This is a genomic window from Kitasatospora sp. NPDC048296 (assembly GCF_043201815.1).
Taxonomy (GTDB): domain Bacteria; phylum Actinomycetota; class Actinomycetes; order Streptomycetales; family Streptomycetaceae; genus Kitasatospora.
The window spans coordinates 1-11,314 of the sequence record NZ_JBICZB010000071.1 but is presented as its reverse complement, the minus strand read 5'-3'; the positions used below and the strand labels follow the sequence as shown (position 1 = coordinate 11,314).

General features: G+C 73.4%; 12 protein-coding genes. 11 read left to right on the top strand and 1 reads right to left on the bottom strand.

The features are described 5' to 3' along the window. Positions 1 to 474: 474 nt before the first annotated feature. From ACGF12_RS30990 to ACGF12_RS30975, 4 genes are all read left to right on the top strand, one after another. Positions 475 to 1,428 carry an ankyrin repeat domain-containing protein gene (locus tag ACGF12_RS30990; RefSeq protein WP_393037305.1) on the top strand — a complete coding sequence of 318 codons (954 nt, stop codon included), beginning with the start codon at positions 475 to 477 and terminating at the stop codon, positions 1,426 to 1,428. 109 nt (positions 1,429 to 1,537) lie between these two features. Then, complete coding sequence (locus tag ACGF12_RS30985) at positions 1,538 to 2,782, top strand: cytochrome P450 (RefSeq protein WP_393037354.1); 1,245 nt, start codon at positions 1,538 to 1,540, stop codon at positions 2,780 to 2,782. A 120-nt stretch (positions 2,783 to 2,902) separates the two neighbouring features. Then, a complete protein-coding gene (locus tag ACGF12_RS30980; RefSeq protein ID WP_393037302.1) occupies positions 2,903 to 4,384 on the top strand; it encodes an alpha/beta hydrolase in 1,482 nt (493 codons plus the stop codon). A gap of 353 nt (positions 4,385 to 4,737) precedes the next feature. Beyond that, complete coding sequence (locus ACGF12_RS30975; RefSeq protein ID WP_393037299.1) at positions 4,738 to 5,154, top strand: nuclear transport factor 2 family protein; 417 nt, start codon at positions 4,738 to 4,740, stop codon at positions 5,152 to 5,154. 78 nt (positions 5,155 to 5,232) lie between these two features. Here ACGF12_RS30975 and ACGF12_RS30970 read toward each other — a convergent pair whose 3' ends face one another. Further along, the gene (locus ACGF12_RS30970; RefSeq protein ID WP_393037296.1) at positions 5,233 to 5,628 is read right to left on the bottom strand and encodes a cupin domain-containing protein; all 396 of its coding nucleotides are present in this window, start codon (positions 5,626 to 5,628) and stop codon (positions 5,233 to 5,235) included. A 52-nt stretch (positions 5,629 to 5,680) separates the two neighbouring features. Here ACGF12_RS30970 and ACGF12_RS30965 point away from each other — a divergent pair, with 52 nt between their 5' ends. From ACGF12_RS30965 to ACGF12_RS30935, 7 genes are all read left to right on the top strand, one after another. Next, positions 5,681 to 6,685 (top strand): helix-turn-helix domain-containing protein, encoded by a 1,005-nt coding sequence (locus ACGF12_RS30965; protein WP_393037293.1) that lies wholly within the window; start codon positions 5,681 to 5,683, stop codon positions 6,683 to 6,685. Between the two features lie 29 nt (positions 6,686 to 6,714). After that, a complete protein-coding gene (locus ACGF12_RS30960) occupies positions 6,715 to 7,440 on the top strand; it encodes a HEAT repeat domain-containing protein (protein ID WP_393037289.1) in 726 nt (241 codons plus the stop codon). Further along, a complete protein-coding gene (locus ACGF12_RS30955; protein ID WP_393037286.1) occupies positions 7,434 to 8,471 on the top strand; it encodes a HEAT repeat domain-containing protein in 1,038 nt (345 codons plus the stop codon). The genes ACGF12_RS30960 and ACGF12_RS30955 overlap by 7 nt, the downstream gene beginning before the upstream one ends. Before the next feature lie 135 nt (positions 8,472 to 8,606). Beyond that, positions 8,607 to 9,128 (top strand): carboxymuconolactone decarboxylase family protein, encoded by a 522-nt coding sequence (locus tag ACGF12_RS30950; RefSeq protein WP_393037283.1) that lies wholly within the window; start codon positions 8,607 to 8,609, stop codon positions 9,126 to 9,128. Between the two features lie 264 nt (positions 9,129 to 9,392). Further along, entirely contained in the window at positions 9,393 to 9,761 is a 369-nt protein-coding gene (locus tag ACGF12_RS30945; protein WP_393037280.1) for a peptidase inhibitor family I36 protein, read from the top strand. 7 nt (positions 9,762 to 9,768) lie between these two features. Then, a complete protein-coding gene (locus tag ACGF12_RS30940) occupies positions 9,769 to 10,671 on the top strand; it encodes a hypothetical protein (RefSeq protein WP_393037278.1) in 903 nt (300 codons plus the stop codon). Between the two features lie 255 nt (positions 10,672 to 10,926). Then, positions 10,927 to 11,217 carry an SGNH/GDSL hydrolase family protein gene (locus ACGF12_RS30935; RefSeq protein WP_393037275.1) on the top strand — a complete coding sequence of 97 codons (291 nt, stop codon included), beginning with the start codon at positions 10,927 to 10,929 and terminating at the stop codon, positions 11,215 to 11,217. The last annotated feature ends 97 nt before the right edge of the window (positions 11,218 to 11,314 follow it).

The window sequence follows — 11,314 nt, the reverse complement described above, 5'->3', positions numbered from 1 at the left end:
CAGGGCAGTCATTCGACGTGTTAACGCCACAAATGACCCGATCTGACGAACATTAGTACACGAAATTGACGTCAGGTCGGCGCGAAGAGGGCGCGTTCGTCAGCAGGTGCACGAGATACCGGATCGCGGCGCGGTCAGGTCGTCGATCGGGCGCTGCTGCACGCCCTGGGTGCGGTGGCGGTGGACACGGCGGCTCTCCCTCGATCGAGCCGGCGGGGCGGTACGCACCGCCTCCTCGCCGGTGATCCGCTCGCGACCCGGACCGCACCTGGCTCACGAGCGGCGTGATCGCCGTCGCTCTGACGCCACGTGAAGCCGCTGCGCCGCGGTCCGTCGGGGGGACGGGCCGCGGCGCAGTCGCGTGCGTGCTCCCGTCCGCCGGGCCGCGTTGTCAGACCCCCGTGCTTTCGTATGCGGAGGAGTTGGTGCCGACCGGCACCCGCTCCGGTCGGAGCGAGACGGAGGAGGCGCACGATGACGGGCTGGGACGGTGTGACCTGGGGCATCTGGCGGGACGCCGAGGAGGTCCGCGCGCGGCTCGACGCAGGCGCCGACCCGGAGGACTGGGGCTTCGGCCAACGGCCCCTGCACCGGGCTGCGAGCTACGGCTCCCCCGAGGTGGTAGCCGAACTCGCCCGCCGGGTGGCGGACGTGGACGCGACCGAGGACGGGACGACGGCGCTGTGGGAGGCCGTCGTGTCGGGCCGGACGGACAACGCCCGCGCCCTGGCCGCCGCCGGGGCCGGCCCCTGGCGCCCCCAGCTCGGCGGCTGGTCCCCCGGTCGACTCGCCCTCGCCGGGCCCGTCGCCGACCTCTTCCCGCTGCCCGAGGGGGAGCCCGGCCTGACGCCGGCCGAGCAGGCCGCCGCCGAGCGTGCCCGACAACTCCGCGCCGGCCTCGGCGACTTCTACTACGACGGCACCGGGCTCGCCTGCATCGCCGGCATCGACGCCGCCGAGGCGGTCCGCCGGCTGGGCGGCACACCGGTCGGCAATCACGTCATGGCGGACCTCCTGGACGCCCCGTACGCCTACGACCCCGACGAGAGGCTGCTCCTGGTCGGCGTCACCACCGTCCCCGGTGGTTGCATCGTCACCCAGCCCTGGGGCTTCGCCCCCTGCACCTCGGGCGCGATGGCCCGGCTGACCGCCGGCACCTTCGGCTACGGCATGTTCGCCAACCCCAAGAGCGGCAACCAGGGCTGCGTCTTCCGTGACGGCGCCGAGGACGGCTGGGACCTCCATCCCGGCGGCGGGCCGCTCCCCCGCCATTCCCCCGAGGAGGTCCTCACGGAATACCTCTACCACCACCAGCCGATCGCCTACGCCTGCGCCTTCGCCGGCCTCCACCCCACCGACGCGCGCGCCGTCACCGGGCCCGCCGACACCTGGATACGCCTGCCCGACCCCGACGGTCGGAAGAGCTGACCGACAGGCGGCGTGACCCGGCGCGACCGTGGGGCAACCCGGTTGACGTAGAGTCGGCCCCCGGGCTTGCCCCGCCTTTCGCCTGACGCCGGCCGAGTCGAGGAGACCCCTGGTGACCACGGACACCGTCCCCGTTCCGGAACTGGCCCCCGCGGCCGTCGAGCAGTGGCGGGCCGAGGAGGCCCAGCTGGTCGACCTGCTGGCCCGCGCCCAGCGCGGCATCGGCGGCATCGCCGCCTTCCGGCTCGGCCCGACCCCGACCGTCCTGGTCACCGACCCTGCCGCCGTCCACCACGTGCTCGGCCGCCACCCCGACCGGTACGTCAAGCGCTCGCACCGGGCCCGGATGCTGGTCGGCGACGGCGTGCTGTCCGCCACCGGCGAGGCCTGGAAGCGTCAACGGCGGCTGCTGCAGTCGCAGTTCACCGGAACGGGCATGCGCCGCTACGAGCAGCGGATCGCCGCCGCGGCGCGCCGGACCGCCGAGCGCTGGGAGGGCTACCGGCGCAGCGGGGAGACCTTCGACGTGGGCGAGGAGATGCGCGGCTTCGCCCTGGACACCGTCTGGCGGGCGCTCACCGGACTGCCGCTGGACGACCGCACGGACGGCGAACTGCGGGCGGTGGAAAGGGTGGTGGCCGCGATGCCGACCCTCCCGACCAACGCGGCGGACGCCCGGGACGCGGTCGCCGAGGACCTCGCCCGGATCGACGCCGTCGCCCAGGCGGCGATCGACGCGGCGCGGTCGGTCCGGGATGTCGAGGAGCCCGGCGTGCTCCGCGTCCTGCTCGACGCGGCCGGCCAACACCCCGAGTACACCGACCGGTTGATCCGCGACGAGCTGGTCACCCTGCTGGTGGCCGGCCACGAGACCACCGCCACCACGCTCACCTGGCTGTTCCTGCTGCTCGACGACAACCCGGGCGCCCGGGGCGCCGACCCGCAGGCGCTGGTGAGCGAGACCCTCCGGCTCTACCCCTCCGCCTGGCTGCTCCCCCGGCACGCCGTCGAGGACGACGTGATCGCCGGGCACCACATCGCCGCCGGCACCGACGTCCTGGTCTGTCCCTACCTCACCCACCGCGACCCGGCCCTGTGGCCCGAACCGGAACGCTTCGACCCCACCCGCTTCGCCCCCGGTGCCGCCCGCCCCGCCCACCTCGGCGCCTACTTCCCCTTCGGCCTCGGCGCCCGCGCCTGCCTGGGCACCCAGTTCGCGGTGCGGGAGACCACGGCGCTGCTGGAACTCCTGCTCCCCCTGGGCAGTGTGGAGTTCCGCTCCCGCCCGGCCGGCGCCGCCTACAGCATCACCGTCCGCCCCGACGGCCCGACCCCGGCGGTGCTCCGCCCGTAGCCGGCTCCGTCTCAACCGCCGGATGGAGGCGGGTCGTTGGAGCTCCACCCACCGTCTCCACCCGCGTCTCCACCTCGGCTCCGAGGCTCGCGGCCAGGTGGCCGACCTACCGTCGGGCGCATGACCGCGATCACCCGCCGCACGGCTGCCGCCGGTGGCCTGGCACTCTCCCTCCTGCTCCTGCCGACCGCCGTGGCCGCTCCCGATGCCGAGGCCGCACCCGCCGCCCTCTCCTGGGGCCCCTGTCCGGCCCCGACCCCGAACGCCTACGGCGCCCCGTTCCCGCGCGACCCCCGCCAGCAGTGCGCGACCCTGCGTGTCCCCCGCGACTACCGGCACCTCCGCGCCGGCAGCATCACCCTCACCGTCTCCCGGATCCGCACCTCCGACCCCGCCCACCGGCGCGGCGATCTCGTGGTCGTCCCCGGCGGGCCTGGCGGCTCCGGGCTCGACTACCCCGGCCAGGCCGCCGGATTCCTCCCGCCCGACGTCCTGCGCTCCTACGACCTGATCGGCTTCGACGAGCGCGGCGTCGGCAACAGCACCCCGGTGCACTGCGACCTGCCCGTCGAGGACCGCGCCGCCCAACTCAACTACCCCTTCCCGGCACCTGACGGCTCGATCACCGCCAACCTCGCCCACGCCCGCCGGATCGCGGACGCCTGCGCGGCCGCCACCGGCCCGTACCTGGCCGACATCACCACCGCCGACTCGGCCCGCGACCTGGACCGGATCCGGGCCGCCATCGGTCTGCGCCGGATCTCCTACCTGGGCACCTCCTACGCCACCTACCTCGGCCAGGTCTACGCGAGCCTCTTCCCGGCCCGCGCCGACCACGTCGTCCTGGACAGCACCGTCGCCCCCGGCGGCGAACAACAGGGCACCAGCCTGTTCAGCGAGGGCGCCGAGGACGCCTTCCCGGCCCTGGCCCGGTACCTCGCCGACCGCGACGACGCCCTGCACCTGGGCGCCACCCCCGAAGCCGTACGGGCGAGCTACCTCCGGCTGGCCGTCGAACTCGACCGCGCACCACTCGTCCTGGGCCCGGGCCGGACCTTCACCGGCATCGGCCTGCGCGCCGTCACGTACTCCTCGCTGACCAACCCGCGGTACTACCCGATCGCCGCCGCCGCGCTCCGCCTGGCCGCCACCCGCACCCCGCCGGCCCCGGGCAACGGCGGCAGCGCGCTGCCCTCCGTCATCCCCGACAACTTCCTCGCCGCCCAGTTCGCGGTGCTCTGCGACGACTCCGCCTGGCCGCGCGACCCCGCCGGCTACGCCGCCCGCACCGCGGCCGACCGCCGCCGCCACCCGCTGACCGACGGCATGGGCGGCAACGTCTGGCCCTGCGCCTTCTGGCACTACGCCCCGAAGGAACCGCAGGTGCGGCCGAACCCCGTCGGCCCGCGCAACATCCTGCTGCTGCAGAACCGCTACGACCCCGCCACCCCGTACTCCGGGGCCCGCCAGGCCCTGGACGCCTTCGGCCGCCGGGCCGCCATGGTGACGGTCGACGCCACCGGCCACGGCGTCGACTTCACCGACCCCCGGGTGCGCGGACCGCTCACCGCCTTCCTCCTCGGCGGCCGGCTGCCCGGCTGAGCCCCGGCTCCGTCATTCCGCTCGTTCCGGAACGGGCGGCTGGCGCGGCGCCGTCAATGGCTCCTGGTCCTACACCTACGGCACCCGCGACGGCCGCCACCTGCTCTCCACCTCGGTCAACGGCGACTGGGCCGACGGCGCCCCGTGGGGCCCGATCTCGGTCTTCACCAAGGAACTCGAGGCCGAGTTCTGCGGCACCACCAAGGCCTGACCACCCGGTGATGTGGAAGGATCACGGGGGGCATGGCCCGCTCGACACCGCCGACGCATCACCGTGTTCGCCGCTTCGGGGTCGTGCCGCTGACGGATCGATGCTCGGCTCGGCCTTCCACGGCGAGCCGGAGAGGACGCGCGTGGCACTCGCCCTGGAAGACCGCCTGGCCATCACCGAACTGGTCTCCCTGCACGGCCATTTGGTCGACGACGGGAGCCTCGGCCGGTTGGCGGAGGTGTTCACCTCCGACGTCGTCTACGACCTCACCGACTTCGGCCAGGAGCCGCTGAACGGGCTCCTGGCCGTCCGGGAGGCGGCCTGGGCGCTGGGGGCGGCCAATCCCGTCGCGCACCATGTCACCAACGTCGTCGTCACGGCGTCGCCGGACGGCCTGGTGCGCGTCCGGTCGAAGGGGCTGGGCATCAGGGCGGACGGCACCTGTGGGTCCGTCTCCTACGAGGACACCGTGGTGCGCACGGCGGAGGGCTGGCGGATCAGCCACCGCAAGGTGTCGGTACGGCGCGCTCCGCTCGGCGGAATGACCCGATCCGACTGATCACGGGTGAACGGAGGCGACGGGGAGCGGAGAAGGGCGGGGCGTTGCGGGCCGTCGACAGCTGCCGCCGGCTGGGTGTCAGGTGTTGAGGGCGTGCCCGGTGGTGGCGTCCACGTGGGACGGGACGGGGTCGTGGCGGTCGCCGACGGTCGGTGTGCCGGTGGGTTCGAACATGAGGATCGCGGCGCCGGTCGGGGCGTGCGGCTTGTGCTCCGTGCCGCGCGGGACGGTGAAGGCCGCGCCCTGCGGGAGCAGGACGGTACGCTCGCCGGCGGGCTCGCGCAGGGAGATGCGCAGTTCGCCGTCGAGGACGAGGAAGAACTCGTCGGTGTCGTCGTGGGCGTGCCAGAGGTGTTCGCCCTCGACCTTGGCGATGCGGACGTCGTAGTCGTTGACGCGGGTGACGATGCGGGGGCTCCACAGGGCGTCGAAGGTGGCCAGGGCCTGGTCGAGGGCGATGGGTTCGTTGCTCATGGGCCCATCCTGGGCCTCCCGGGGCGCTCGGTGTGAGTGCTAGAAATGGCGCATGTCGCAAGGATCCTCGCAGTCGGCGCGCCCGGCGGACGGCGTGCACCGGGTCGTCGTGATCGTCGACGAGAACTCGAACCCCTTTGAACTCGGTTGTGCGACCGAGGTGTTCGGGCTGCGCAGGCCGGAGGTCGGCCGTGACCTCTACGACTTCCGGCTCTGCTCCCCCGAGCCCGGTGTCCTGATGCGGGACGGGTTCTTCACCCTCACCGGGGTCGCCGGCCTGGAGGCGGCCGACACGGCGGACACCCTGATCGTGCCCAACCGCCCGGACATCGAGGTGCCCCGCCGGCCCGCCGTGCTGGAGGCCGTCCAGCGGGCGCACGCGCGCGGCGCGCGGCTGGTCGGGTTCTGCAGCGGCGCCTTCACCCTGGCCGAGGCCGGGGTCCTGGACGGGCGCCGGGCCACCGCGCACTGGCAGTGGGCGGATTCCTTCCGGGCCCGGTTCCCGTCCGTCCGGCTCGAACCGGACGTGCTGTTCGTCGACGACGGCGACATCCTGACCGCCGCGGGCAGCGCGGCCGCGCTCGACCTCGGCCTGCACGTGGTGCGCCGCGACCACGGCGCGGAGGTGGCCAACGCGGTGAGCCGGCGGCTGGTGTTCGCGGCCCACCGGGACGGCGGCCAGCGGCAGTTCGTGGAACGGCCGGTGCCCGACCGCCCCGACGAGTCGCTGGCCCCGCTGCTCGCCTGGGCCCAGGAGCGCTTGGACGCTCCCCTCACCGTCGCCGACCTCGCGGCGCGCGCGGCCGTCAGCCCGGCGACCCTGCACCGCCGCTTCCGCGCCCAGCTGGGGACGACCCCGCTGGCCTGGCTCACCGGCGAACGGCTCGCCCTGGCCTGCCGGTTGATCGAGCGCGGCGAGCCCCGGATGGAGACGGTCGCGCGGCGCAGCGGGCTCGGCACGGCCGCCAATCTGCGCGCGCTGATGCACCGCGAGACGGGCATCTCCCCGTCGGTGTACCGGCAGCGGTTCGGGCCGGGGGCGTCACAAACAGTTTGACCTTGTCACCGTGACAAGGTGTCCACTGGGTGCAGGAGGTGGTCCCGATCAACACCACAAACGGAACCGAGCAGAACACCCGCATGATCGGCGCCCTGGGCGCCGAGGACTCGTCGGTCCGGCTTCAGGCGGCCCTGGCGGTCGGCTCGAAACCCGACCCCGGCCTCCTGGAGCCGCTGGTCGAGCGGTGCGCGGTCGAGCCGGACTTCTTCGTAAGGGACATGCTGTCCTGGGCCCTGACCCGTCTGCCGCCGGAGATCACCCTGCCCCGGATCCGCCGGGAACTCGACTCCGAGCGCACCCAGGCCCGCAGCCAGGCACTGCACACGCTCTCCAAGATCGGCGACCACAGCGCCTCGGCCTGGATCACCCGCGACATGCTGCGGGACGCCGACGACGAGGTGGCGCGGACGGCGTGGCGCGTCGCGGTCGTCCTCGTCCCCGAGGACGGGAAGCAGGACCTGGCCGACGAACTGGTCCTGCAGCTCGGCCGCGGCGACCGCAACGTGCGGCTGAGCCTGAGCCGGGCCTTCGTCGACCTCGGCGACGTGACCGAACCCGCCCTGGAGAAGGCCGCGGCCGGCCCCGACCCGGAGGTGGCCGCGCACGCCCGTGCCACCGTGCTGCTCCTGCGGGACCCGGAGACCGGATTCGACGCGGCCGTCTTCGAAGCGAAGCGACTCGCCGCGCTCGGCCCGGAACGAGCGGCCGCCGTGGCGTCCCTCGCCGAGACCGCGGAGACCCCGGAGTGCTGATCGGTGATGTCGCCCGCCGCTCGGGCGTGAGCACCCGGATGCTCCGGCACTACGACGCGCTCGGGCTGGTGCGACCGACCGGCCGCACCGTCGGCGGCTACCGCGAGTACTCCGCCGAGGACGTCCGCAGGATCTTCCACGTGGAGAGCCTGCGGTCCCTCGGACTCTCGCTCAAGCAGATCGCCCGTGCTCTGGAGGACCCTGCGTTCACCCCGTCCGAGCTCGTCAGCGACCTGATCCGGTGGACGGAGGACCGGCTGGAGCGGGAACAGGAGCTGCTCGGCCGGCTCCGCACGGTCGACGCGTCGGCGCCCACCGGCTGGCAGGACGTCCTGCGCATCGTCGAGTTGCTCCAGGGGCTCGCCTCGACCAGCGCCGCGCGCAGGCAGCAGGCCGTCCTGGCCCAGGCCGAGGGCGTGCCGGTGCCCGCCGAGCTGCTGGCCGGGGCGGTCCTCTCCGAGTCCGACCCCAACGTGGCGGGCGCCCTGCGCTGGGCACTCGCCCGGGCGGGCGGCGACGGCGTGGCGGCGCTGACCGCCGGTCTGCGGTCGGAGGAGCTCGACGTCCGGCGGCGCGCGGTAGGGGCGCTCGCCAGGATGCCCGAAGCCCCGGGCGCGGCCGCGGCCCTCGCGGACGCCCTCGGGGATCCGGACCCGACGGTGCGCAGGCACGCCGCACTCGCGCTGGGCGGGCGCGGCGTGACCGCGGCCGTACCGACACTCGTCGCCATGGTGGTCGAGGGCTCCCACGACGTCGACGCGGCGGAGGTCCTGGGCACGCTCTCCCAGGACCCCGACACCGAGGACCGGATCACCACCGCCCTGGCCGACGAACTCGCCGCACCCACCGCGGACTCCGCGACACGCATCCGCCTCACCCAGGCCCTGGTCGAGCTGCCGGGCACCACCGCACAAGAAGTCCTGCGCCGACTCGCCCACGACGAGGACCGCGCCGTCGCCCTCGTCGCCTCGGCCTTCCTCGGACTCATCCGAGAACAGCCCCCCGAGGACGGACACGACGAGCGCCCCTGAAGCCCCGCGACCGAGTCAGGCGTGGAGGACGCCGGGCCGAAGAAAGTCCGCGCCGGGCTGTCACACACCCTCGCCGGGATCCGTCGGGTCAGTGAAAGCACCGCTGCTCCCGAAGCCCCCGAGAGGAACACCACGATGACCACCCACTCGACCACTGGCCGCTCGATCACCGCCGAGATCCCGCTGCACCCCCGCCTGGCCACCGACCCGGGCGAGCTCGTCCCCGAACTCGCCGAAGTGTCGGCCGCGTTGTTCAAGGCCGTCGGCAACCGCTCGATCCCGCGCGCCACCATCAGCCTGGTCCAGCTGCGGGCCGGCCAGATCGCGGGCAGCACCTACCTGACCGTCCTGCACACCGGGTTCCTGCGCAAGGCCGGCGAGTCCGAGGAGCGCATCGCCTCGGTCGCCGCCTGGCAGGACTCCCCGTACTTCACCGCCCCCGAGCGCGCCGCCCTCGCCCTGGTCGAGGCCACGCTCCAGCCCAACCCGTACGGCGAGCGCGTCTGCGACGAGCTGTACGCCGAAGTCGCCTCCCACTACGACGAGAAGGCGCTCGCCACGCTCACGCTCGCCATCGGCCAGGTCAACTTCTTCACCGCCATCGCACTCATCGCCAAGCCCGTCCCCGGCCGGTCCTTCACCGACCCCTGGGCCTGACCCACCACCGCCCCACGCCGGCCCGCCGAGCCCCTCGCCCGGCGGGCCGGTCGGCGTTCCATACCCCAACGGCGCCGCCCCGTCCCGCAGTTCGTCCGGGACGCCCGGGGACGTTGCAGGTCAGGGCGCGGGACGGCGTCCCACCGTCCCCAGGCGGTCCGCATCGATGGCGATCGCCCCCGGTCCTGACGCAGGCTGGCACTCGCCGACGGAACGTCAGATCCGGTCGGCACAAGGCACCTTCACTCGATTCGAGGAGCCACCATGTTCAAGAAGACCATCGCCGCGCTCGCCGTCGCCGCGAGCGCCGTCGTCGGCGTGGGCGTCGTCGCCCCGGCCGCCGAGGCCGCACCGTCCGGCTGCAACGCGGGCGGCCTGTGCGTGTACTGGGGATCGAACTACAGCGGCAGCGTCCAGACCGTCTACCAGGACAACGACGACCTGAGCATGTACGCCAACTTCAACAACAGCCTCGGCGGCTCGGCGTTCAACAACGGCAACAGCTGCAACGTCGTCGTCTACGCCCAGAAGAACGCCCAGGGCCAGGGCTGGATCCTCTACCGCGGCACGGGCTGGACCACGATCGAGAGCAACCTGCCGCAGATCCTCTCCAACCGCTGGTGCACGGTCTGATCCAGCGATGAAGACCAGGATCACCCTCGCCCTCGCGGCGGTCCTCCTGGGCCTCGGTGCCGCCGGATGCTCCTCGTCCGGCGGCACCACCCCGCCCGGGGCCCAGCCACGCCCCTTCGGCGGCGTCACCCACTACGACGAGCCGCAGCGCGTCGCCCTGCACAACGCCGAGGAGGGACTCGTCGCCTCCTGCATGCGTGAGCGCGGCTTCGAGTACCGCCCCCAGAGCCTCAGCACCGGCGACCACCGCGTCGACGCCAACCCGTACGGGCTGCTCAGCGGCGACCAGGCCGCCGACGACGGCTTCGGCGTCATCAGCACGGCCCTGAACCTGAAGCAGGCGGCCGACCCCAACCAGGACCATGCCGCCGACCAGGCCTGGAAGTCCGCGCTGTCGGGGACGGAAGCCCACCGGGTCACCGTCGACCTGCCCGACCACCAGCAGTTCTTCTACAACAGCGACTCCTGCCTCATCCAGGCCGACACCACGCTCTACGGCCCCGACTACCTCCGCCTGTACAACACCTTTCAGGTGCTCAGCGGCAAGGTCGTCACCGCCGTCCAGGCCGACGGCCGGTTCACCGCCGCCGAGGGCCGCTGGCGCGACTGCATGTCCGCCGCCCACCAGAGCGCCGGCCACCTGGCCGACCCGATCGCCGTGATCGACCAGCGGGTGCAGCAGGACGGCGGCGACCCGGCGAAGACCCACGAACTGATCGGCGGCGAGCTCTCGTTGGCCAAGACCTCGGCCCGGTGCCAGGAGCAGGCCGGGCTCACCACCGCCGTCAGCCGGGCGCAGAGCGACGTCGAGAAGACCGTCCTCGGCGGTGACGGACCACTGCTCGACCAACTCCGCTCCCTCCGGCAACAGGCCCTCGCCCGGGCGGACCGGCCGACCGGAACCCCCTGAGGGCCGCCCCCGCCCCCACGCACCTCTCCCCCACGCACCTCGCACCGGCCCGCCGAGCCCCTGCCCGGCGGGCCGGTGCGATCTCCGGCGCGATCCCCGGTGCCGACGACCAGCCGCCGATCGCCGCGGGCCTCCCGGGCGCGGCTTCCCCCGATCACGCGTGAATAAGATCCACTTCCCGAGCGTTGCCGCTGGCAGCTGCAACGCAGGACGAACGATCAATAGCGATCGAAACGATCACGGGGGAATCAGCGCATGGTCGCACTCTCGGACCACCCGATGACCTGGGTGATGGCCGGGGACAGCATCACCCAGGCCGTCTACCACACCCACGGCGCCCGCGGCTGGGTCGAGCACGTGCAGGAGCGCGTCTGCTGGCAGCTGGACCGGCTGACGGACATCGTGGTCAACAGTGGCGTGTCCGCCTGGAAGGCCACGGACGTCCTCGGGGCGTACGACTTCGTCATCGGGCGGTTCGCACCGGACGTGCTGTCGCTCTCGCTCGGCACCAACGACGCCCGGGCCGGGCTGGACGGGGTCAACTAGTTCCAACGCCGTGTAGATAGAGCCTGCGGGTTCCGGTCACGGGTCTGGTGTCGTCAGGATGTCGATGCTGATGGTGGCCTTGTAGCTGGTCCGGTCG